This is a genomic window from Lysobacter xanthus (genome assembly GCF_047159895.1).
In genome coordinates, this window is record NZ_BAAGAB020000013.1 from 15,151 (window position 1) to 37,774 (window position 22,624).

Here is a 22,624-nt window from a genome sequence, read left to right on the forward strand (position 1 = left end):
CTTTTTTTCGCTTCGCCGCCCACCCACGACTGACGACGAGCCCTGCCTTCAGAACTCGCCGCGATACCAGGTCTTCAATCGGCTGAAGAGGCCGCCCGCGCGCCCCGTCGGCAGCATCGGCCGACGCGGGTTCTCGATCTGGCTGCCCATCAGCAACAGGCCGACGCCGGTGGCATGCACCGGATTGCCGACGACTTCGCCCAGGCCGGTGACGTGCTGCGGGATGCCGACGCGCACGGGCATCTGCAGCATTTCCTCGGCCAGCTCCACCACGCCTTCCATCTTTGCGGCGCCGCCGGTCAGGACCATGCCGGCGCGCACGTGCTGCTCGAAGCCCGAGCGGCGCAGTTCGGCCTGTACCATCTCGAAGATTTCCTCGTAGCGCGCCTGCACGGCCTGCGCGAGCGAGGCGCGCGGCATGCGGCGCGGCGGGCGGTCGCCCACGCTCGGGACCTGGATCGATTCCTCGGCCGTCGCCATCTGCGCCAGCGCGCAGGCGTAGCGGACCTTGATCTGCTCGGCCTCGGGCGTCGGCGTGCGCAGCATGTGCGCGATGTCCTCGGTGACCTTGTCGCCCGCGATCGGCAGCGAGGCCGAATGGGCGATGGCCCCCTGCACGTAGACGGCGATGTCGGTGGTGCCCGCGCCGAGGTCGACGCAGACCACGCCGAGCTCGCGCTCGTCGGGGGTGAGCACCGCCTGCGAGGACGCGAGCACGGACAGGATCAGGTCGTCGACCGCGAGGCCGCACTTCTGCACGCACTTGCTGATGTTCGCCGCGGCGGACTGCGCGCAGATGATCAGATGCGCGTGCACCTCCAGGCGCACGCCGGTCATGCCGACCGGGTTGCGGATGCCCTCCTGCGAATCGTCGAGCACGTAGTCGCGCGGGATCGCGTGGAGGATCTTCTGGTCGGCGGGGATCGCGACGGCCTTGGCGGCCTCGAGCACGCGGTCGAGGTCGGCGTAGGTGACCTCGTTGTTGTCGCGGATCGGCGCGATGCCCTGCGAATTGCGGCACTGCACGTGGCTGCCGGAGATCGAGGCGTAGACCGAGCGGATCTCGCAGCCGGCCATGAGCTCGGCCTCCTCGATCGCGCGCTGGATCGACTGCACGGTCGAATCGATGTCGACGACGACGCCGCGGCGCATGCCGCGCGACTCGTGCGAGCCCAGGCCGATCACCTCGATCGGCTGGCCCGGCAGGTATTCGCCGACCAGCGCGGTCACCTTCGAGGTGCCGATGTCGAGGCCGACGATCAGCGACTTGTCGCCTTTGCGGTTCATGTGAGGGAAGGCACCGGGAATCGGGGGAAGGAAACGGCCGCGGACCGCGGAGTGCGGACCACCGGCGCGGGCGGCGTCGGGGCATGGCCGGTCACGACGGACCAGACCAGCGCGAAGCCGTTCGTGTAGCGGAGGTCCGCGCGCTCGATGTGGCGCTCGGGATTGACCAGCAACTGCGGCATCAGGCGCACGAAGCGGCCGATGCGCGCGCGCGCCTCGTTGCGGCCGACCACCACGTGCGTCGGGGCGCCACCATGCGCGCGGTCGAGCAGCGTCAGCGACCAGCTGCCGCGCGGGTCGAGCACGACGGCGTCGAGTTGCAGGCCGACGGGCGAGAACAGGATGCGCGCCTGCTGGTACAGCTCGACGACCTCGCGGGTGCGCGTCGCCGGGCCGTCGAACTTCGGCAGGCCCGCCGGCACGCGAGCGCCGCGCGCCTCGAACAGGGCACCGCGGTCGGAGAGCAGGCGATCGGTTCCCCAGTGCGCGAAGGGACGATGCTCGGTCACGGTCACCTCGAGCACGTCGGGCCAGCGCTTGCGCACGCGCGCCTGCTCGACCCATGGCAGCGCGGCGACCGCCGACTGCGCGGCCTTGAGGTCGACGGCGAAGTAGCCACGGCGCGCATGCGGCAGCAGGACGCGCTGCACGAGTGCGGGGTCGACCCGCTCGAAACGGCCCGTCGCGCGCAGGTGCGTGAGCGGCCAGCGGTCCGCCCCGATCCAGCCGCGCAGCACGGCGACCACGGGCAGCGCGACGAGCGCCACCGCGATCAGCCAGGCCACGAGCCGGAGCATCGGGTTCACGCGCCGGTGCCCCCGTCGCGGTGGAACGAGGACTCGAGCACGCGCCAGCAGAGGTCGGCGAATTCGATGCCGACCTGCCGCGCGGCCTTCGGCACCAGCGAGTGGCTGGTCATGCCCGGCGCGGTATTCACCTCGAGCAGATAGAAGGCGCCGGTCGTGCGGTCGCGCATCACGTCGACGCGGCCCCAGCCGGTGCAGCCCGCGGCCTTGAAGGCCTCGACCGCGATGCGACGGATCTCCGCCTCGGCGTCGCCGTCGAGGCCCGGGCACAGGTACTGCGTGTCCTCGGCGATGTACTTCGCGTTGTAGTCGTACCACTCGCCCTTCGGGACGATCCGGATCGACGGCAGCGCGACATGGTCGTCGCCATTGGCGATGACGGCGACGGTGAGTTCGTCGCCGACGACGAGCTGCTCCATCAGCATCTCGCCCGGATAGCGCGCAGCGAGTTCGACCGCTTCGTCGAGGCCGGCATCGTCGTGCACGCGGGAGACACCGACGCTGGAGCCCTCGCACGACGGCTTGACGATCACGGGCAGGCCGAGGCTGCGGCCGGCGGCGTGCACGTCGTCGCCCTTGCGCAGGCGGATGTAGCGCGGAGTCGGCAGGCCGAGGCTCAGCCAGACCTGCTTGGTCCGGATCTTGTCCATCGAGAGCGCCGAGCCGAGCACGCCCGAACCGGTATACGGCACGCGCAGCGCTTCGAGCAGGCCCTGCAGGACGCCGTCCTCGCCCCCGCCCTTGTTGCCGTGCAGGATGTTGAAGACGCGATCGACGCGACCGTCGCGGATCGCATCGACCAGCGCGGGAATGCCGTCGACGGCGAACGCCTCGACGCCCTTCGACTGCAGCGCCTCCAGCACGTTGCGACCGGAGTCGAGCGAGACTTCGCGCTCGGAGCTGGTGCCGCCCATCAGCACGGCGACGCGACCGAAGTCGGCCGGATCCTGGATGCGCGGGGGCGCGACGACGAGGCTCAAGACGCGGCTCCTTCGAAACCGTTCGCCGCGATCTGCTGCGCGGCGGCGCCGATGTCGCCCGCGCCCATCATCAGCAGCAGGTCGTCGGCCTGGAGGATGTCGGGCAGCACGGACGCGAGGTCCGCGGCGCGCTGCACCACGACGGGATTGGCACGGCCCCGCGCGCGGATCGCACGCGCCAGCGACTTGGCGTCGGCGCCCGCGATCGGCTGCTCGCCCGCGGCGTACACCTCGGTGAGCACGAGCACGTCGACGCCCGACAGCACGGCGGCGAAGTCGTCGAACAGGTCGCGCGTGCGGCTGTAGCGATGCGGCTGGAACGCGACGACGAGGCGCTTGTCGCCCCAACCGCCGCGCGCGGCCTTGAACACCGCATCGAGTTCCTTCGGATGGTGGCCGTAGTCGTCGACGAGCGTGACCGTGCCGCCGTCGACCGGCACCTGCGCAAGCAGGTTGAAGCGGCGACCGATGCCGGCGAAATTCTCGAGCGCACGGCAGATCGCCGGCTGCTCGACGCCGAGCTGCCAGCCGACCGCCGCCGCGGCGAGTGCGTTCTGCACGTTGTGGCGGCCGGGCATCGCGAGCGTCACGCCGCAGCGCTTGCCATCGGGCAGGCACAGGGTGAACCGCATGCGCGCGCCGTCCTGCACGACGTCCTCGGCGCGCACGTCGGCCTCCGGCGCGAAGCCGTAGGTGAGCACGTTGCGCGTGGCGCTGCGCGCGAGCGCAGCGACTTCCTCGTCGTCGATGCAGAGCACCGCGAGCCCGTAGAACGGCAGGCGGTGCAGGAATTCGTCGAACGCGGCGCGCACCTTGGCGAAGTCGCCGCCGTAGTTCTCGAGGTGGTCGGCGTCGATGTTGGTGACGACCGCGATCTGCGGGTTCAGGCGCAGGAAGCTGCCGTCGGACTCGTCGGCCTCGGCCACCAGCCACTGGCCGCCGCCGAGCTTCGCGTTGGCGCCGGCGGCGAGCAGCTGGCCGCCGATCACGAACGTCGGGTCGATGCCGCCCTCGCCCAGCACGCTGGCGGTGAGCGAGGTCGTGGTGGTCTTGCCGTGCGTGCCGGCAATGGCGATGCCGCGCTTGAAGCGCATCAGCTCGGCGAGCATCTCGGCGCGCGGCACGATCGGGATGCGCTGCTCGCGCGCGGCCAGCAGTTCGGGATTGTCGGCCTTGATCGCGCTGGAGACGACGAGGCATTCGACGCCGTCGACGTTCGCCGCGTCGTGGCCGCGATGCACGGTGATGCCGATGCGGGCCAGACGCCGGGTGGTGGCGTTGTCGGCATTGTCCGAGCCCGACACCTGGTAGCCGAGCGTGCACATCACTTCGGCGATGCCGCTCATGCCGACGCCGCCGATGCCGACGAAGTGCACGCGCGCGCCGCCTTCCGCGGCGTTCTCGAGGAGGCGATGGCGATGCGTCGCGCTCATGCGGCCTGTTCCATGGGGATCGCTTCCATCACGAGGTCGGCGACGCGGGCGGCCGCGTCGGGTCGCGCAAGCGCGCGGGCGGCCTCGGCCATCGGGCGCAGCGCCTCGCGGGAGCCGAGCGACTGCAAGGCGTCGGCGAGCTGGGTGGCGAGGTGCTCGCCCTGCGGCAACAGTCGCGCCGCGCCGCGCTCGACGAGGAAGCGCGCGTTCTTGGTCTGGTGGTCGTCGACCGCCTGCGGGAACGGCACCAGCACGCTGGCGACGCCGACGGCGCAGAGTTCGGCGAGCGTGAGCGCGCCGGCGCGGCAGACGACGAGGTCGGCCCAGGCGTAGGCAGCGGCCATGTCGGCGATGAACGGCTCGACGGAAGCCTCCACGCCGGCGTCGCGATAGGCCGCACGCGCGTCGTCGAGCATCTTCTCGCCGCACTGGTGGCGCACCTGCCACGCACCGGCATCACCGCGCGATGCGAGGGCAGCGGGCACCGCACGATTCAGCGCGGCCGCGCCCTGGCTCCCGCCGAGCACCAGCAGGCGCAGCGGGCCGTCGCGTCCGTCGAAACGTGCCGCGGGCGGTGCGACGTCGGCGATTTCCGTGCGAACCGGATTGCCGACCACGGTCTCGCCAGAGAAAGTATCGGGAAAGCCGGTAAGCACGCGGCGCGCCATGCGGGACAGGACGCGGTTGGTCATGCCGGGCGCGCGGTTCTGCTCGTGCACGTACAGCGGCACGCCGGCGAGCTTCGCGGCGAGGCCGCCCGGGCCCGCGGCGAAGCCACCGAAACTGATCACCGCGCGCGGTCGGCGACGCGACAGCACGCCCCGCGCGGCCGAGACCGCGGACAGCAGCTTGAAGGGAGCAGCGAGCAGCGTCGCGACGCCCTTGCCGCGCACGCCGCGGATCGCGATGGTGTCGACCTCGATCCCGTGCTGCGGCACCAGGCGCGTCTCCATGCCGCCCGCGCTTCCGAGCCAGCCGACCGCGACGCCGCGCCGGCGCAGTTCGTGCGCGACGGCGAGTCCCGGGAAGATGTGGCCGCCCGTGCCGCCGGCGAGGATCATCACCCCGCCCTGCCCGCCTGCATTGGCGTGCGTCTGCGTCATGCGCTGTGGCGCCCGAACGTGGGTTCGACGCGCGGACGCAGGCGGCTGGTGCCGCGCGGGTCGGGGCGCCCCAGGGGCGTGACGCTCGCGGCCGGCGGGGTGCCGACGGCGTTCGAGCGCTGCATCGACGGCGCCACGCTGTCGGCATTCGACGCGGGCACGTCGCGACGCAGCGCCACCTGGCGACGCGCGCGCTCGAGTTCATACGAGATGCGCAGCAGCAGGCCCATCGCCGCCATCGTCATCGCGATCGACGAGCCGCCATAGGAGATCAGCGGCAGCGTGAGGCCCTTGGTCGGCAGCAGGCCGAGGTTCACGCCGATCGACACCGTGCTCTGGATGCCGATCCACAGCGCCACGCCGAACGCGCAGTAGCCGGCGAAGTGGCGGCGCATCTCCACGCACTGCAGGCCCACCCACATGGCGCGGGCGACCAGCCCCGCGTACAGCGCGATCACCACACAGACGCCCACGAAGCCGAGCTCCTCGGCGATCACCGCCATGATGAAGTCGGTATGCGCCTCGGGCAGGTAGGACATCTTGTGCACGGAGGCACCCAGCCCCGCGCCGAACCATTCGCCGCGACCGACCGCCATCAGCGCGTTCGCCAGCTGGTAGCCGTCGCCGAATGGATCCTTGAACGGATCGGTGAACGAGGTCAGGCGGCGCACGCGGTAGGGCTCGAGCAGGATCATCGCGCCGGCAAGCGGGATCAGCGCGACCACCGGGCCGACCAGCCGCGGCAGGTTCGCACCACCGAGCACCAGCATGCCCGCCGTCATCGCGAGGATGAGCGCGGAGGAGCCGAAGTCCTTCTGCACCGCGAGCAGGACGCCCGCGAACGCGAGCGCCACGCCGATCACCTTGATGATCGCCTTCCAGCTGGCGCTGACTTCCTCGCTGAAGCGCTTGAGGAAGGCGGCCAGCCAGATGACCATCATCAGCTTCACCGCCTCGACCGGCTGGAAGTTGGTGACGCCGAGGTTGATCCAGCGACGCGCGCCCTTCACGGTCACCCCGAGGCCCGGCACCGCCACCATCAGCAGCAGCACGAGACCGATGATCGGCATCCACTGCGCGTAGCGCTCGACGAACTTCAGCTCCGTCCGCATCGCCCACGCCGCCGCGATGGAACCGGCGGTGAGGAAGACGAGGTGCTTGCCGAGGTAGTAGGTCGGGCTCGTCGCCTGCGCGACCGAACTCGAGCCGACCATCACGATGCCGAGGCAGAGCAGCGCACCGATGAGGCCGAGCAGCCACGGGTCGAAGCGGCCGGTGATGGCATCGAAGCGGGTGGCCTGGCGGGAAGCGTCCATCAGCGCACCTTCAACGTGGCGAGGCCGACGAGGACGAGCACCACCGAGATGATCCAGAAGCGCACGATGACGCGCGGCTCGGGCCAGCCCTTGAGCTCGAAGTGGTGGTGGATCGGCGCCATCTTGAAGACGCGCCTGCCGGTGAGCTTGAAGCTGGCCACCTGGATCATCACCGAGAGCGTCTCGATGACGAAGATGCCGCCCATGATCACCAGCACCAGTTCCTGACGGACGATGACCGCGATGGTGCCGAGGACCGCACCCAGCGCGAGGGCGCCGATGTCGCCCATGAACACCATCGCCGGATAGGTGTTGAACCACAGGAAGCCGAGTCCCGCGCCGGCGATCGCCGCGCAGATGACGATGAGTTCGCCGGCACCCGGAATCTGCGGGATCTGCAGGTAGTTCGAGAACACCGCATTGCCCGAGGCGTAGGCGAAGACGCCAAGCGCGCAGGCCACCAGCACGGTGGGCATGATCGCCAGGCCGTCGAGTCCGTCGGTGAGGTTCACCGCATTGGAGAAGCCGACGATCCACAGGTAGGCGATGAAGACGAAGCTGATCGAGACCAGCGGCAGCGCCACCATCTTGAACAGCGGGATGTAGAACGTCGTCGCCGCCGGCACGTCGGCCGTGTAATAGAGGAACAGGCCGGCGCCGAGGCCGAACACCGACTGCAGGAAGTACTTGGTGCGCGACTTCATGCCGTTCGGGTCGCGACGCACGATCTTGATCCAGTCGTCCCACCAGCCGATCGCACCGAAGGCGACCATCACCGCGAGCACGACCCAGACGTACTTGTTGCGCAGGTCGCCCCACAGCAGCACCGAGGCGAGCACCGTCAGCAGGATCAGCGCGCCGCCCATCGTCGGCGTGCCGGCCTTCGAGAAATGCGACTTCGGGCCGTCGGTGCGGATCGGCTGCCCGCCGGCCTTGAGCTGGCCCAGGCGCCGGATCACCGCCGGGCCGATCCACAGCGACAGGAACAGCGACGTCAGCGCCGAGAGGATCCCGCGGAACGTGAGGTAGCCGAACAGGCCGAAGTGGCTCTGCAGCTGCTCGAGCCAGCGGGTGAGTTCAAGCAGCATGGGGCGATCCGTTCAAAAGGGCGGCGACGATGCGGTCCATCGCGCTGCCGCGCGAGCCCTTCACTAGCACGCGGACGTCGGCGGAGAGGTCCGCGCGCAGCGCATCGGCGAGCGCGTCATGGGATTCGAAATGGCGGCCGTTCGCACCGAACGCCTCGACGGCCGCGGCGCTGAGCGGGCCGAGCGCGTAGAGGCGCGCGATGCCGGCTTCGCGGGCGCGCGTGCCGGCCTGCGCATGCAGCGCGAGCGCGTCGTCACCCAGCTCGCGCATGTCGCCCAGCACCAGCCACGAAGTGCCGGGCATGGCGGCGAGCGTGTCGATGGCCGCCGCCAGCGAGCCCGGGTTCGCGTTGTAGCTGTCGTCGATGAGCGTGGCGCCATGCGGCAGGCGATGCGTGACCAGGCGACCGGCGACCGGTCGGGCCGCACCGAGGCCACGCGCGATCGTCGCGAGCGGCACGCCGGCACCGAGCGCGAGCGAGGCGGCGGCGAGCGCATTGCGCACGTTGTGCCGGCCCGACATCGCGAGCGAGATCGCGGCCTCGCCTTCGGGCGTGACGAGCGTGAACGTGGAACCATCGTCAGTCAGGCGCACGTCGCGTGCGGTGACGTCGGCGCTGGTCTCCAGTCCGAAGCGGATGTGGCGGCGACCCGCGGCGCGCTCGGCGAAGTACGGCGCGAAGCTGTCGTCGGCATTGATCACGGCGACACCGGACGCCGGCAGCGCGTCGTAGATCGCGCACTTGGTGTCGGCGACGCCTAGCAGCGAGCCCAGTCGTTCGAGGTGCGCCGGCGCCACGTTGTTGACGAGCGAGACGTCCGGACGCGCGATGGCGGTCAGGTAGGCGATGTCGCCCGGGGCACCGGCGCCCATCTCGTAGATCGCGAATTCGGCGTCTTCCGGCGCTTCGATCACGGCGAGCGGCAGGCCGATCTCGTTGTTGCGGTTGCCGGGGTTCGCATAGGTGCGCCCGGCCTGCTCGAGGATGGCGAGCACGAGTGTCTTGACGCTGGTCTTGCCGTTGCTGCCGGTGACCGCCACGACCTTCGTCGTGCGCGAGGCCTGGAGTCCGCGGGCCAGGTCCGCGAGCGCGAGCTGCGTGTCACCGACCAGCACCTGCGGCAGGCCGTCGCAGACGCGCGAGACGAGCGCGGCACCGAGGCCGGCGTCGGCCGCGGCCGCGACATGGTCGTGGCCGTCGAAGCGTTCGCCCTTGAGTGCGACGAACAGGCCCGCGGCGCGCACCGACGGATCGACCGCCGCGAGCCCGCGGGTGTCGGTGAGCAGGCGTTCGACGACGACGTCCTCGCCGACCACGCGTCCGGCCGTCATCGCGGCGATTTCGGACAGGCGCAGCGGCCTCATGCGCAGACCTCCAGCGCTTCGCGCGCCACGACGGCGTCGTCGAACGGATGCTTCACGCCCGCGATCTCCTGGTACGGCTCGTGGCCCTTGCCGGCGATCAGCACGACGTCGTCGTCGACCGCCTGCGCGATGGCCTCGCGGATGGCGCTGCGACGATCGCGCAGCACGCGCGCACGGTCGCGGTCGGCGAAGCCTTCGAGAATCGCGGCGACGATGGCGTCGCCGTCCTCGCTGCGCGGGTTGTCGTCGGTGACGATCGCGACGTCCGCGAGCCGCTCGGCGATCGCGCCCATCTGCGGACGCTTGCCGGCGTCGCGCTCGCCGCCGCAACCGAAGACGCACAGCAGGCGCCCCTTCGTATGCGCGCGCAGCGTCGCGAGCGCCTGCTCGAGCGCGTCCGGCGTATGCGCATAGTCGACGACGACGAGCGGACGCCCGTCCCCGCCGAGGCGGTTCATGCGGCCGGCGACCGGCTGCAGGCGCGAGAGCGTGTCGGCGACGTCGCCGAGCTCCGCGCCGAGCGCGCTCAGCACGCCCGCGACGGCGAGCAGGTTGTCGACGTTGAAGCGGCCGAGCAGCGACGAACGCACCGGCGCGCGGCCGGCGTCCGTCACGAGGTCGAAGGCGAGCCCTGAGGCATCAAGTCGCAGGCCGTCCGCACGCAACGTGGCGCCGTCCGCGCCGCGCGAGCTCAGGCCGATCGCGCGCACCGCGGCCGGCAGCGCACCGAACAGCTGGCGGCCGTACTCGTCGTCGAGATTGACGACGGCGGCACCGAGGCCCGGCCAGCCGAACAGGCGTGCCTTGGCGGCGCCGTACGCGGCCATCGTGCCGTGGTAGTCCAGATGGTCGCGCGTGAGGTTGGTGAACACGGCGACGTCGAAGCGCACGCCGTCGACGCGGCCCTGGTCGAGCGCGTGCGAGCTCACTTCCATAGCGAGCGCCTGCGCACCGCCGTCGTGCAACCCGCCGATGAGCGCATGCAGGCGCAGCACGAGCGGGGTGGTGAATCCGGTCGGCTCGGTGCGGCCGTAGAGGCCGGCGCCGAGCGTGCCGATGGTCGCGGCGGTCGTGCCGCGCAGCGTCCAGGCCTGCGCGATGAGCTGGACCGTCGTGGTCTTGCCGTTGGTGCCGGTCACGCCGACCACCGTCATCGCCTCGCTCGCCCGGCCATGCAGCCGGTGCGCCATATCACCCAGTCGTGCGCGCAGGCCCGGCACGGCGATGGCGTCGGCCGGCACGTCGAACCCGGCGGGGGCCGGCGGCTCGAACAGCACGACGGCTGCGCCGCGCGCCCGGGCCGCATCGACGAAGCCGAGGCCGTGCGCGCCGAAGCCGGCGATCGCGACGAAGGCATCGCCCGGCCGGACCTCGCGGCTGTCCTGAACGAGGCCCGAGACGACGAGGTCGACGGGGATGCCGTCGACGTCGGGAAGCAGTTCGGCGAGGCGCATGGCGCGCGTCATGGCGTCACCTGCACGTCGAGCGGCATCGGCTCGTCGTCGGCCGAATCGACCGGCGCCGTCGCGGCCACGGTGCGCGGCGCGGCGCCGTTCGCCTTGTCCTGCGCGGCGAGCCAGGTCTCGATGTCGTCCGGCGGCACGTCCATCAGGCGGAGCGAGCCTTCCATCACCGACTTGAACACCGGGGCCGACACCAGGCCGCCGAAGTAGCCGCCCTTCGAAGGATCGGGGTCGTTGACGACGACCACCGTCGCGAAGCGCGGATTGTCGACCGGCACGACGCCGGCGAAGTAGGCGATGTACTTCTGCGAGTACCCGCCCCGGCCGTTGAACATGCGCGCGGTGCCGGTCTTGCCTGCGACGTGGTAGCCGAGGATCGCGCCCTGCGTCGCGGTGCCGCCGGTCTCGGTCACCGTCTGCATCATCTTCATGACCTCGCCCGCGACCTTCGGGTCGAGCACGCGACGCACCTGGCCGCGCTCGCCGCGCACGAACGTCGGCGTGGTCAGGCGGCCGCCGTTCGCGATGGCCGCATAGGCGACGGCGATCTGCAGCGGCGTCGCCGACAAGCCGTAGCCGTAGGACATCGTCGCCTTCTGCAGGCCGTTCCAGTTCGCCGGCGATGCGACGACGCCCGCCGACTCGCCCGGGAAGCCGCTGCCCGGCTTGCGGCCGTAGCCGAAGTTGCGCACGAAGTCGTAGTAGTAGTGGTCGTCCAGACGCGCGACGATCTTGCTCGCGCCGATGTTCGAGCTCTTGGTGATGACGCCCGTGACCGTCTGCATCCCGTAGTTGCTGTGGTCGCGGATGGTGTACTTGCCGAGCTTCATCCAGCCCGGGGAGAGGTCGATCGGCGTCGTCGGGGTGACGATGCCCTTCGCGAGCGCCGCGGCGATCGTGATCGGCTTCATCGTCGAGCCGGGCTCCAGCACGTCGGTGATCGCGCGGTTGCGGTGTGCGTCGCGGTCGGTGGTACCGACCGCGTTCGGATTGAACGTCGGCAGGTTCGCCATCGCGAGCACTTCGCCGGTCGCGACGTCGAGCACGACGATCGAGCCGCTCGCCGCACCGTGCGAGAGCAGCGCATTGCGCAGCTCACGGTAGGCGAGGAACTGGATGCGGCGGTCGATGGTGAGCGTGAGGTCGCGGCCGGGCTCGGCGGCGCGCACGAGGTCGACGTTCTCCAGCACGCGGCCGCGGCCGTCGCGCAGCACGCGCTTGGCGCCGGGCTTGCCGCGCAGCCACTCGTCGAAGGCGAGCTCGAGGCCTTCCTGACCTTCGTCGTCGATGTTGGTGAAGCCCAGCACCTGCGCGATGGCTTCGCCCTGCGGATAGAAGCGGCGGTATTCGCGCTGGCTCGAAACGCCCGGAATGCCGAGCGCGAGGATCTGCTGCGCCTCGTCGGGATTGATGCGGCGCTTGAGGTAGATGAACTCCTTGCCCGCTTTCTGCCCGAGCTTGCGCTGCAGCACGTCGACCGGCACGCCGAGCGCGGCTGCGAGTGCCGGAAGGCGCTGCGGGCTCTTGAGCAGCTCTTGCGGATTGCCCCAGATCGACTCGACCGGCGTCGACACCGCGAGCGGCTCGCCGTTGCGGTCGGTGATCATGCCGCGCGAGGTCGGGATCGGGATCTCGCGCAGCGAGCGCGCCTGGCCCTGCGCGACGTAGAAGTCGCGGTCGAGCACCTGGATGTAGAAGGCACGCGCGACGAGCGCGAACGAGCACAGGCCCATCACTGCGGCGAGGCCGAGCAGGCGCATGCGCAGGTCCATGCGCGCGCGACCGCGGCTGCCGCCGGCGCCGCCGAGCAATGCGCGCAGGCGACGCATCGGCTCGAGCCCCTCGCGGCGCTCGTTGCGGTTGCGGCGATGCTCGCCCGGAGTCCTCATGGACGGATCACCACGGTTTCGCTGCCTTCCGGAAACTTCATGCCGAGCCGCTCGCGGGCGACCTGGTCGATGCGATTGGATTCGGCCCACGTCGCCTGCTCGAGCTGCAGGCGGCCGAATTCGATGTTGAGTTCGTCGCGCGCCTTCTCCAGCTTCGTCGCCTGCGCGAACAGCTGGCGGTGGTGCTGACGCGTCTCGACGACCGCGAGCGCGGTCGCCACGTTGGCGACCACCAGCACGGCGAGCAGCACGCGGCCGATCATGCGGCGCGCTCCAGCTTCTCGGCGACGCGCAGCACGGCGCTGCGGGCGCGCGGATTGACGGCCGTTTCCGCGTCCTCCGCCTTCAGCGCGCCGCTCACGTCGCGCAGCGTCGGCGTGAACTCGAGCTCGACCGGCAGGCGCCGGTTGCCCGCGGGCGCCTTCGCATGGCGCGCGATGAACTGCTTGACGATGCGGTCTTCCAGCGAATGGAAGCTGATCACCGCGAGGCGGCCGCCGGGCTTGAGGCGATCCATCGCGGCGTCGAGGCCGTCCTGGAGGTCGCCGAGTTCGCGATTGACGTGGATGCGGATCGCCTGGAACGAACGCGTGGCCGGATGGATCTTCTGGTCGCCGCGCGGCACCACCGAGGCGATCAGGTCGGCGAGCTGCGCGGTGCGCAGCAGCGGCTGGGCCTCGCGGCGCGCGACGATGGTGCGCGCGATGCGGCGGCTCTGGCGCTCGTCGCCATACGTCCACAGCACGTCGGCGATGTCCTTCTCCGATGCGGTGGCGAGCCAGTCGGCCGCGCTGACGCCGGACTCGGGGTCCATGCGCATGTCGAGCGGGCCGTCCTTGCCGAACGAGAAGCCGCGCTCGGCGACGTCCAGCTGCGGCGAGGAGACGCCGAGGTCGAACAGCACGCCGTCGAGGCCGGCGGCGGTGGCGCCCCAGTGGCCGAGCGCCGCGAAGGAGCCGCGGAAGATCGAGACGCGCGGATCCGCGCCGAACTCGCGTTCGGCGACGGCGATCGCGTCGGGATCCTTGTCCATCACCAGCAGGCGCCCTCCGGGGCCCAACCGCTCGAGCACGCCGCGGGCATGCCCGCCGCGACCGAACGTGCCGTCCAGATACGTTCCATCCCCCACGACTCGCAGCCCGTCCAAGACCTGCGCGTACATCACCGGGAGGTGGCCGGCGAGCGCACCGCGCTCGATGCCACCCACCGTCACAGCGCCAGATCGAGCAGGTCGTCGCTCAGATCGCCGTCGGTGATGACCTGGCGGATCTGGGCGTGGTGCGCCTGCTCGCTCCACAGTTCGAATTTGTCGCCCATCCCGAGCAGCACGGCGCGGCGGTCCATGCCGACGGCGGTGCGCTGGCTGGCGGGAATGGAGATGCGGCCGTTGGCGTCGGGCTCGACGAAGGTGGCGGCGCCCACCAGCTTCAGCTGGAAGGTGCGGTTCGCGCTCTTGGTGCGCGGCAGCGCGTTGACCTGGTCGCGCACGCGCTCCCAGACCGGCTGCGGATAGAGGTAGAGCGAACCCGCTTCGAACGGGTTGTAGGTGAACACCAGGCGGCCGCCGCACTCGCGCGCGATGACGTCGCGATAGGCGGTTGGAATCGCCATTCGCCCTTTGTCATCGATGGTGATGGCGGTTTCGCCCTGGAACACGACGTTGGCCCCTGCGCTCGCCCGTCTTCACGCGGGCTTGATCGAAGAGAGGAAAACCACGGAATACCCGGTTTTCCCACAGGGACCCACCATATGCCCCGCCCAAGGGGTTGTCAACAATCCGACGCGGTCATTTTTATAAGTGAAGTCAACAACTTGCGGCACACTTGAGATACTTGTTCAAACTTTATCCACAACCCCCTGTTTTGTCTCAAAACTTGAGACAACAGGAACTTGGCGTGGAATCTTCACCGGGTATCCACAGGGGCTACGGCCGGCTTCACGCGGGCGACCGCCCGTCGGCGCGGGCCGATACGGCCGCTTGCGCCAAGTGCTTGATCGTCAAGGAAAGCGGCGGAGCCGGCCGGTAAGCCGGGTTCTGTCGTGGACAGTCATTCCTCTAGGCGAGGCGTCACCGCCTGCGCTCAAGCAACCTACCCGGAGGCACCGCGGGCCGCGGCATCGCCTCCCTATTTGGTCTTGCTCCCGGTGGGGTTTGCCGTGCCGGTCCGTTGCCGGACTCGCGGTGCGCTCTTACCGCACCGTTTCACCCTTGCCACGCGCCTTGCGGCCGTTCGGCGGTCTCTCTCTGTTGCACTTTCCGTCGGCTCGCGCCGCCCAGGCGTTACCTGGCACCGTGCCCTGTGGAGCCCGGACTTTCCTCGGCATCCGAAGATGACGCGACTGTCTGGCCGACTCCGCCGCGGGCGATTCTACGGGACCCGGCCACTTCCCGATGGCGGCCGTGGGAAATCGTGGGGCCGAGCGGCCGTTCAGCCGGGCTCGCCGCCGTACAGCGCCTTGCGCGGCGCGCCGGTGAGGTCGGCGGCGACCTTGGCCGCCTGCGAGGGCTTCATGTGCTCGCAGAGCTTCGCGTAGACGCGGCGGCCCTCGGCCAGCACGGCGTCCGCGTCCTCGGGCGCGCCCTCGACGACCAGGACGAACTCGCCCCGACGCTGGTTGGGGTCGGCGGACACCGCGGCGTGCAGCGACGCCAGGTCGCCGTCGAGCACGGTTTCGAACAGCTTGGTGAGCTCGCGGGCGAGCACGGCATGGCGGGGCCCGAAGACGGCCGCGAAGTCGGCAATCGTCTCCTCGATGCGGTGCGAGGCCTCGTAGAAGATCAATGTCCGCGGCTCGGCGACGAGCGCGGCCAGGCGCTCGCGTCGTGCGGCCGACTTCGCGGGGAGGAAGCCTTCGAAGGCGAAGCGGTCGGAGGCGACGCCCGCGACGCTCAGCGCCGCGATCGCGGCGCAGGCGCCGGGAACGGGCGAGACGCGGAGGCCGGCCTCGCGCGCCGCGCGCACCAGCCGGAACCCCGGATCGCTCACCAGCGGCGTGCCGGCGTCGCTGACGAGGGCGAGGCTCTGCCCGGCCAGCAGGCGCGCGACCAGCTGCGCGGCCTGCGCGTCCTCGTTGTGCTGGTGCAGCGCGACGAGCGTCGCCTCGACGCCGAAATGGGCGAGCAACTGGCGCGTGTGGCGCGTGTCCTCGGCGCAGACGGCGTCGACGGTGCGGAGGATCTCCAGTGCGCGGGCGCCGAGGTCGCCGAGGTTGCCGATCGGGGTGGCGACGACGTGGAGCGTGCCGGGCGTTGACATCATGGTCCTGCACGAGGGCGCAGGTAGAATCCTAACCCGGTCCACGCCGTCCCCCGAGCGCATGTCCATCACGTCCAGCCGCGTCCCCGCCCGACCGATCGCACGGCTCGCCGCCGTGCTGCTCGCCTCGTCCCTCGTCTTCGGCTGCGCGCCGGGCCCCGTCCGCCCCACCGGGCCGACGCAGGTCGCCGACACCACCGAACGCGACGCGATCCGCGAGGCGCATGCCCTCGCGCAGGCGCTCGGCACGCAGACGGGCACCGCCCGGCGCGACAGCGAGGCGCAGATCGACCGCCTGATCGCGAAGCTCGACGACGCGACGCTCCAGCGCGAAGCCGCGCGCCTCGCGGCGGACGATCCGCTCTATGCCTACGTGGGCCGTGCACTACTCCGCCGCGGCCTGCCGCTGCCGCATCCGTTCGCGCGCGCGGGCTGGAATTTCGACGACCGCCCGCCCGCGGACCGCGACGGCTACCGTCCGCCGGTGAAGCTCGCGGTGCTGCTGCCGCTGTCCGGCTCGCTGTCGGCCGCCGCGCGACCGGTGCGCGACGGCTTCCTCGCCGGCTACTACGGCGAGACGCGACGTCGCCCCGAAATCCGTTTCTACGACACCGCCGGCACGCCGAACGGCGCGCTCGCCGCGTACGACCGGGCCGCCGGCGAAGGCAACGACTTCATCGTCGGCCCGCTCGGCCGCGACGAGGTCGGCGCGCTGTTCGCGCGCGGCACGCTGCCGGTGTCGACGCTCGCCCTCAACCGCGGCACGCAGGCGACGCCGAAGGGCCAGTCGAGCTTTTCCCTGTCGCCGGAAGACGAAGGCATCGCCGCCGCCGATTTCCTGCAGCGCAAGGGTGCGCGGCACGTGCTGGTGGTCGCGAGCGAGGACGACTCGCAGCGCCGCGCGGTCGCCGCTTTGCGCGAACGCCTCGCCGCCGCCGGCGCGAGCGTCGTCGGGGTCGCCGACGACGGCGCCGCCGACTTCGCACCCACGATCGCGGGCAAGGAGGTCGATGCCGTGTTCCTCGCCACGCGCGGCAACGTCGCGCGCACCGCGGTGCCGCGCCTGCAAGCCGCGGGCCTGTCGGGCAAGCCGATGGTGGCGACGTCGCAGATCCTCACCGGCACCGGCAAGGCCGCGGACGATCGCGTCCTCGACGGCATCGCCTTCCCGAGCGAGACGTGGCTGACGCGCGGCGTGCGCGGCCTCGGCACCGCCGAGGCCACGGGTGCGCGGCTCGGCAGTGCGCGCGGCGCGGCGGGCCGCCTGTTCGCGTTCGGCTTCGACGCCTGGCAGCTCACCGCCTACCTCGACCGCCTCGGCCGCGAGGCCGACGCCTCGATCGAAGGCGCGACCGGCGTCCTGCGCCTCGACGGTTTCGGCAACGTGCAGCGCACGCCGGCCTGGTCGACGTTCGCCGGTGGCGATCCGGCTCCCCTCGCCGCCGCGCGCTGACGCCGGCACGCGTGCGCGCGGCGCGGCCGTCGAGGCTGCGGCGCGCGCGCACCTCGTCCGCGCCGGGCTCGCGCCGGTTGCGGCGAACGCCACGTATCGCTTCGGCGAGCTCGACCTCGTGATGCACGACGGCGACGTCCTCGTCTTCGTCGAGGTCCGCTATCGCGCCGACGACCGCTTCGGCGGCGGCGCGCAATCGATCACGGCGACCAAGCGACGCCGACTGGTGCAGGCCGCGCGCGCGTACCTCGCCGCGCATCCGCGCTGGGCCGACGCGCCCTGCCGCTTCGACGTGGTGGACGCGAGCGGCGATGCGCAACGGCCCACGCTGCACTGGATCCGCGACGCGTTCCGCACGGACGACGCCTGATGCCGAGCATCATGGGTCACTTCACGGTGCCGCTTGCGCTGCGCATCGCCCGAGCGATCCCGACGCGGCTGCTGTTCGCCGGGCTGGCCGCGTCCATGCTGCCGGACCTCGACACGCTCGGCCTGCTCGTCGGCGTCGCACCCGGCACGCCACTCGCGCATCGCGGGTTCAGCCACTCGCTGGTGTTCGCGCTCGCCGTCGCGCTCGTGGCGATGGCGGCGGCGAAACGGCTCGGCAGCACGCCGCGACAAGCCGGCGCGTTCGTCTTCGCCTGCGCGGCCTCGCATCCGCTGCTCGACCTGCTCACCAACGGCGGCCCCGGCGTGATGATCGGCTGGCCGTTGTCGGACGCGCGCGTCTTCGCGCCACGGCGACCGATCGAGGTTTCGCCGATCGGTGCCGGGTTCTTCAGTGCGCGCGGACTCGTCGTGGTCGCGTCCGAGTTCGCGTGGGTGGTGGTGCCGGCGCTGCTGCTCGCCCTGCCCGCACGCCGGTGGCGTCGCCCGTGAGCGCCCTGCCCGATAAACTCGATCGCGAGCTCGCGAGCCTCCTCGGTGACGGCTGGCGCACGGACCGCGCCGAACGGCTCACGTATGCCTACGACAACTCGCGTCGCGAAGCGATGCCCGATGCGGTCGCGCTGCCACGCGACGCGGCGCAGGTGCTCGCGCTCGTGCGCGCGTGCCGCCGGCATCGCGTCCCGGTCGTCGCACGGGGACGCGGCACCAATACGACCGGTGCGGCGGTGCCGGTGGCCGGTGGCGTCGTCGTCTCCTTCGAGCGCATGGATCGCATCGTCGACATCCGCCCGGGCGATCGCTGCGCGATCGTGCAACCCGGCGTGCTCAACGGCGACCTGCAGGCCGCGCTCGCGCCGCATGGCCTGTTCTGGCCGCCCGATCCCACCAGCGCGGGCTTCAGCACGGTCGGCGGGAACCTCGCCTGCAATGCGGGTGGCCCGCGCGCGGTGAAGTACGGCGCGAGCCGCGACAACGTGCTCGCGCTCACCGCGGTGACGGGTGCGGGCGAGCTCGTCACCTGCGGCAGCGCCACCACGAAAGGCGCGACCGGCTACGACCTGCAGCGCCTGCTCGTCGGCAGCGAAGGCACGCTCGCGCTGATCGTCGAGGCGACGCTGCGGCTGGTGCCGACGCCGGCTGCGCGGCGTGCCGTGCGCGCGGTGTATCGCGACGTCACCGGCGCGGCCGATGCGGTCGCACGCCTGATGGCGCAGCCGGTGACGCCGTCGATGCTGGAGTTCATGGATGCGCAGGCGGTCCGCCTCGCACGCGACGTCGGCGGAGCGGACCTGCCTCACGAGGCCGGCGCCCTGCTGATGATCGAAGCCGATGGCGACGCGGAAACGCTCGAGGCGTCGGTCGCGGCGCTCGCCGCGGCGGCCAGGAACGACGCGCTGCTTTCCCTGGATGCGGCGGCGGACGACGCGGCGCGTGAGCGGCTGTGGGCTGCGCGCAAGGCGCTCTCGCCCGCGCTGCGCACGCTCGCGGCCGGCAAGATCAACGAGGACGTCGTAGTGCCGGTCTCGCGCATTCCCGCGCTCGTCGACGGCGTGCAGGACATCGCCGCCGACGCCGCGCTGCCGATCGTCTGCTTCGGGCATGCGGGCAATGGCAACCTGCACGTCAACATCCTGTACGACCCGGCCGATGCCGCACAGTGCGCCGGCGCGGATGCCGCGCTGTCGGGGGTGTTCGCCCTCACCGTGGCGCTCGGCGGCACGCTGTCGGGCGAGCACGGCATCGGCCTCGCCAAGCGCGACTTCATGCCGCTGGCGGTCACGCCGGAAACGCTGGCGCTGATGCGCGCGGTGAAGGCCGCGTTCGACCCGGACGGCATCCTCAATCCCGGCAAGCTGCTGCCCTGACGTACGGCCGCCATTCCGGCACCGCGCGGCATGCTGGCGACATGGACGACGCGCCCACCCTCGACCGGCTGCTCGACGACATCCGCGCCTGCCGGTTGTGCGAAGCGCACCTGCCGCTCGGGCCACGACCGGTGGTGCGCGCCTCGCCGACGGCGCGACTGCTGATCGTGGGCCAGGCCCCCGGCACGCGCGTGCATGCCAGCGGCATTCCGTGGGACGACGCGAGCGGTCGCCGATTGCGCGACTGGCTCGGGCTCGATGCGGAGACGTTCTACGACGCCGCGACCGTCGCCATCGTGCCGATGGGCTTCTGCTATCCCGGCCGCGCCGGCGGCGGCGATGCACCGCCCCGTCCCGAATGTCGCGCGACGTGGCACGGCCGCCTGCTGCCCATGTTGCCGCGCGTCGGGCTGACGCTCCTGATCGGCCAGTACGCGCAGGCGTATTTCCTCGGCGCGCGGCGCGGCGCGACCCTCACCGACACCGTGCGCGCCTTCCGCGACTACGCGCCCGACGTGGTGCCGCTGCCGCATCCGAGCCCGCGCAACGTGGGCTGGTTCAAGGCGAACCCATGGTTCGAGGCCGAGGTGCTGCCGACGCTGCGAGCGCGGGTGGCAGCCGTGATGGGCGAAGCACGCACGACGCCCTAAGGCTCGACCGGGTTCGACGACATGCTGCGGGCAAGACGCCGTCTCCGTCAGCCGGGTGCCACGCTTCCGCTCAAGGCGCGGGGCGATCGGCGAAGTGCTCGTAACCCACGCGCCCGGGTGACCACGACGTACCGTCGCGACGGTGCGCGCTCGCGCCCTGCCCCGCGACGACGCGCCCGATGCGCGTCAGCGGCATCCCCGCACTCGCGAGCGCGACGATCGCGTCGCGAAGCGCAGCCGGCGCGGTGAATGCGAGTTCGTAATCGTCGCCACCCGCCGCCTGCAGTTGCAGCCGCGATGCCTCGTCGAAACCCGAAAGCAAGGTCGACGGCGGGAGCGCGTCCACGTCGATCTCGATGGCGACGCCGCTGGCCTGCGCGACATGCCCGAGGTCGGCGAGCAGGCCGTCTGAGACGTCGATGCACGACGTCGCCAGGCCGGCCAGCGAACGGCCGAGCGCGACGCGCGGCGTGGGGCGGTCGAGCCGTGCGGCCAGCGCCCGCGCGATCGAATCCGTGACCGGGGAGGACGCTGGCGCCACCGGCCCCAGGCCCTTCGAAGCGAGCGCGCCCGCGGCCTCACCCGGGACGCCGCTGATCCAGACGTCGTCGCCCTCGATCGCACCCGCCCGCCGTAACGCGCGCCCGGGCTCCACGAAGCCCTGCACCGCGACGCAGACCGACAGCGGGCCTCGCGTCGTGTCGCCGCCGACGAGCGCGACGTCGTGCTGCGCCGCGAGCTCCGAGAAGCCGTCGACGAAGGCATCGAGCCACGCGGCGTCCGCCGACGGCAACGACAGCGAGAGCGTGCACCAGGCCGGGCGCGCGCCCATCGCGGCGAGGTCCGACAGGTTCACCGCGAGCGCTTTCCAGCCGATGTCGGCGGGCCGGGTGTCGATCGGGAAGTGGACGCCGGCATTCAGCGTGTCCATCGCGACGGCGAGCTGCAGGCCCCACGGCGGCGCGAGCAGGGCGGCATCGTCGCCGATGCCGAGCACCACGTCGCCGCGCGCGACGACACGGCGACGGATGCGTTCGATGAGGTCGAATTCGACGGGCCGCATGCTGCGTCAGTCGCCAAAGACGCAACGGCCGACCCGGCGCAGGTTCGACGCCGCGGTGTCGCGGTCGGATGCCGGATCCGCGCCCGCGACCACGGCGAGCGAATGCGCCACGGCCGACACGCGACCACCCGGCTCAGAGTGATGGCTGCCGGCGCATGCAGCGAACTCTCGGTCGTCGAACTCGCCGGTCCGTCCGAACGTGCCGCGCCCGGGCCCGCCGGCGAAGTCGTGGCGCGCGCGGAGCATCGGCCGTTCGCTCAGCGCGGACGCCGCGCCGCCTGCACTTCCGGCGCGCGCCATTCGGCCGCCGCGCGGTCGAGCACGCCGTTGACGTACGTATGCCCGTGCTCGGCGCCGAAACGCTTCGACGTCTCGATCGCTTCGTTGATCACCACGCGATATGGCACGTCCGGTCGCAGGCGCAGCTCGTAGGCCGCCAGGCGCAGCACCGCGCGCTCGACCGGGTCGACCTGGTCGATGTCGCGGTCGAGGAACGGCGCGATTGCCGTGTCGAGCGCTTCCTGGTTCGCATCGACGCCGCGCACCAGATCTTCGAAGTACTCGAGGTCCGCGATCTCGCGCGCCTGCTCGTGCGCGAACTGCGCGATCACGTCGCCCACCGGCGCGCCGGACAGCTGCCAGGCGTACACGGCCTGCAGGGCACGGCGACGCGCGCGGGAACGCAGGACCGGGTCCACGCCATCCTTCCGGGGATTCTTGTTCATTGCGATGCTCCGGGCAGCTGCGTCAGCAGGTGTGCCATCTCGATGGCGACCAGCGCCGCTTCTTCACCCTTGTTGCCATGGCTGCCGCCCGCGCGCGCCTCGGCGTCCTCGAACCGGTCGACCGCCAGCACGCCGTTCGCCACCGGCACGCGGTGGTCGAGGGCGACGCGCATCAGGCCGTCGGAGCAGCCGTCCGCGACCTGCTCGTAGTGCCGCGTATCGCCGCGCACCACGCAGCCGAGCGCGACGATGCCCGCGTGCGCGCCTGCCTGCGCGAGGCGCGCCGCCGCCAGCGGGATTTCCCAGGCGCCCGGCACGCGCACCACGTCGACCGCCGCCTCGTCCACGCCGTGGTCGGCGAACGTCTTCCGCGCGCCGGCGACCAGCGTGTCGGTGATCCGCGGGTTCCAGCGGCTGGCGATGATGGCGTAGCGCGCGCCGGGCGGGCTGCGCAGGTCGCCTTCGAGGTGGGGCATCGGCTCGGGTCTCG

22 protein-coding genes, 1 other RNA gene and 1 pseudogene are annotated in these 22,624 nt (G+C 71.6%); 5 read left to right on the forward strand and 19 right to left on the reverse strand.

The genetic code is table 11. From position 1 onward, the window contains the following. Positions 1-48: 48 nt before the first annotated feature. From ftsA to rsmI, 15 genes and pseudogenes are all read right to left on the reverse strand, one after another. The gene (gene ftsA / locus ACY35P_RS05655; RefSeq protein ID WP_462114858.1) at positions 49-1,287 is read right to left on the reverse strand and encodes a cell division protein FtsA; all 1,239 of its coding nucleotides are present in this window, start codon (positions 1,285-1,287) and stop codon (positions 49-51) included. Further along, a complete protein-coding gene (locus ACY35P_RS05660) occupies positions 1,284-2,093 on the reverse strand; it encodes a cell division protein FtsQ/DivIB (RefSeq protein WP_462114859.1) in 810 nt (269 codons plus the stop codon). Before ACY35P_RS05660 ends, ftsA begins: the two co-directional genes overlap by 4 nt. Then, entirely contained in the window at positions 2,090-3,073 is a 984-nt protein-coding gene (locus ACY35P_RS05665; RefSeq protein WP_462114860.1) for a D-alanine--D-alanine ligase, read from the reverse strand. The genes ACY35P_RS05660 and ACY35P_RS05665 overlap by 4 nt, the downstream gene beginning before the upstream one ends. Further along, a complete protein-coding gene (gene murC / locus ACY35P_RS05670) occupies positions 3,070-4,506 on the reverse strand; it encodes a UDP-N-acetylmuramate--L-alanine ligase (protein ID WP_462114861.1) in 1,437 nt (478 codons plus the stop codon). Before murC ends, ACY35P_RS05665 begins: the two co-directional genes overlap by 4 nt. Next, positions 4,503-5,609, reverse strand: coding sequence for an undecaprenyldiphospho-muramoylpentapeptide beta-N-acetylglucosaminyltransferase (murG, locus tag ACY35P_RS05675; protein ID WP_462114862.1), 1,107 nt, complete (start codon positions 5,607-5,609; stop codon positions 4,503-4,505). Before murG ends, murC begins: the two co-directional genes overlap by 4 nt. Next, a complete protein-coding gene (gene ftsW / locus ACY35P_RS05680; RefSeq protein WP_462114887.1) occupies positions 5,606-6,928 on the reverse strand; it encodes a putative lipid II flippase FtsW in 1,323 nt (440 codons plus the stop codon). The genes murG and ftsW overlap by 4 nt, the downstream gene beginning before the upstream one ends. Continuing rightward, positions 6,925-8,013 carry a phospho-N-acetylmuramoyl-pentapeptide-transferase gene (gene mraY, locus ACY35P_RS05685; RefSeq protein WP_462114863.1) on the reverse strand — a complete coding sequence of 363 codons (1,089 nt, stop codon included), beginning with the start codon at positions 8,011-8,013 and terminating at the stop codon, positions 6,925-6,927. Before mraY ends, ftsW begins: the two co-directional genes overlap by 4 nt. Further along, positions 8,003-9,379 (reverse strand): UDP-N-acetylmuramoyl-tripeptide--D-alanyl-D-alanine ligase, encoded by a 1,377-nt coding sequence (locus tag ACY35P_RS05690; RefSeq protein WP_462114864.1) that lies wholly within the window; start codon positions 9,377-9,379, stop codon positions 8,003-8,005. Before ACY35P_RS05690 ends, mraY begins: the two co-directional genes overlap by 11 nt. After that, positions 9,376-10,845, reverse strand: a complete 1,470-nt coding sequence (locus tag ACY35P_RS05695; RefSeq protein WP_462114865.1) for a UDP-N-acetylmuramoyl-L-alanyl-D-glutamate--2,6-diaminopimelate ligase — start codon at positions 10,843-10,845, stop codon at positions 9,376-9,378. Before ACY35P_RS05695 ends, ACY35P_RS05690 begins: the two co-directional genes overlap by 4 nt. Continuing rightward, entirely contained in the window at positions 10,842-12,671 is a 1,830-nt protein-coding gene (locus tag ACY35P_RS05700) for a peptidoglycan D,D-transpeptidase FtsI family protein (RefSeq protein WP_462114888.1), read from the reverse strand. The genes ACY35P_RS05695 and ACY35P_RS05700 overlap by 4 nt, the downstream gene beginning before the upstream one ends. Before the next feature lie 56 nt (positions 12,672-12,727). Next, positions 12,728-12,991, reverse strand: coding sequence for a cell division protein FtsL (ftsL, locus tag ACY35P_RS05705; protein ID WP_462114889.1), 264 nt, complete (start codon positions 12,989-12,991; stop codon positions 12,728-12,730). 14 nt (positions 12,992-13,005) lie between these two features. Beyond that, a pseudogene (gene rsmH / locus ACY35P_RS05710) lies at positions 13,006-13,944 on the reverse strand (16S rRNA (cytosine(1402)-N(4))-methyltransferase RsmH); the annotation flags it as partial. After that, positions 13,941-14,387, reverse strand: a complete 447-nt coding sequence (mraZ, locus tag ACY35P_RS05715; RefSeq protein ID WP_462114866.1) for a division/cell wall cluster transcriptional repressor MraZ — start codon at positions 14,385-14,387, stop codon at positions 13,941-13,943. The pseudogene rsmH and the gene mraZ, both read right to left, overlap by 4 nt. Before the next feature lie 352 nt (positions 14,388-14,739). Further along, an RNA gene (rnpB, locus tag ACY35P_RS05720) (RNase P RNA component class A) lies at positions 14,740-15,087 on the reverse strand. 73 nt (positions 15,088-15,160) lie between these two features. Beyond that, positions 15,161-15,988: a 16S rRNA (cytidine(1402)-2'-O)-methyltransferase gene (gene rsmI / locus ACY35P_RS05725; protein WP_462114890.1), complete on the reverse strand. Its 828-nt coding sequence runs from the start codon at positions 15,986-15,988 to the stop codon at positions 15,161-15,163. Between the two features lie 61 nt (positions 15,989-16,049). On the opposite strand from rsmI, the gene ACY35P_RS05730 reads away from it, so the two are divergent. Genes ACY35P_RS05730 through ACY35P_RS05750 form a run of 5 tightly spaced genes read left to right on the forward strand, consistent with a single transcriptional unit; the run spans position 16,050 to position 20,346 of the window. Further along, positions 16,050-17,441, forward strand: coding sequence for a penicillin-binding protein activator (locus ACY35P_RS05730; protein ID WP_462114867.1), 1,392 nt, complete (start codon positions 16,050-16,052; stop codon positions 17,439-17,441). Then, on the forward strand, positions 17,413-17,811 hold the full coding sequence (locus tag ACY35P_RS05735) for a YraN family protein (RefSeq protein ID WP_462114891.1): 399 nt from the start codon (positions 17,413-17,415) through the stop codon (positions 17,809-17,811). The genes ACY35P_RS05730 and ACY35P_RS05735 overlap by 29 nt, the downstream gene beginning before the upstream one ends. Then, a complete protein-coding gene (locus ACY35P_RS05740) occupies positions 17,811-18,320 on the forward strand; it encodes a metal-dependent hydrolase (RefSeq protein ID WP_462114868.1) in 510 nt (169 codons plus the stop codon). Before ACY35P_RS05735 ends, ACY35P_RS05740 begins: the two co-directional genes overlap by 1 nt. Continuing rightward, positions 18,317-19,696: an FAD-binding oxidoreductase gene (locus ACY35P_RS05745; protein ID WP_462114869.1), complete on the forward strand. Its 1,380-nt coding sequence runs from the start codon at positions 18,317-18,319 to the stop codon at positions 19,694-19,696. Before ACY35P_RS05740 ends, ACY35P_RS05745 begins: the two co-directional genes overlap by 4 nt. A gap of 41 nt (positions 19,697-19,737) precedes the next feature. After that, the gene (locus ACY35P_RS05750) at positions 19,738-20,346 is read left to right on the forward strand and encodes a uracil-DNA glycosylase family protein (RefSeq protein ID WP_462114870.1); all 609 of its coding nucleotides are present in this window, start codon (positions 19,738-19,740) and stop codon (positions 20,344-20,346) included. A 70-nt stretch (positions 20,347-20,416) separates the two neighbouring features. Here ACY35P_RS05750 and thiL read toward each other — a convergent pair whose 3' ends face one another. From thiL to ribH, 4 genes are read right to left on the reverse strand one after another with little or no spacing between them, the layout of a single operon-like run. Beyond that, a complete protein-coding gene (gene thiL, locus ACY35P_RS05755; protein ID WP_462114871.1) occupies positions 20,417-21,409 on the reverse strand; it encodes a thiamine-phosphate kinase in 993 nt (330 codons plus the stop codon). Between the two features lie 6 nt (positions 21,410-21,415). Next, the gene (locus ACY35P_RS05760; RefSeq protein ID WP_462114872.1) at positions 21,416-21,655 is read right to left on the reverse strand and encodes a hypothetical protein; all 240 of its coding nucleotides are present in this window, start codon (positions 21,653-21,655) and stop codon (positions 21,416-21,418) included. Positions 21,656-21,666: 11 nt separating this feature from the next. Next, positions 21,667-22,134 (reverse strand): transcription antitermination factor NusB, encoded by a 468-nt coding sequence (nusB, locus tag ACY35P_RS05765; RefSeq protein WP_462114873.1) that lies wholly within the window; start codon positions 22,132-22,134, stop codon positions 21,667-21,669. Continuing rightward, a complete protein-coding gene (gene ribH / locus ACY35P_RS05770; protein ID WP_462114874.1) occupies positions 22,131-22,610 on the reverse strand; it encodes a 6,7-dimethyl-8-ribityllumazine synthase in 480 nt (159 codons plus the stop codon). Before ribH ends, nusB begins: the two co-directional genes overlap by 4 nt. Between the last annotated feature and the right edge of the window lie 14 nt (positions 22,611-22,624).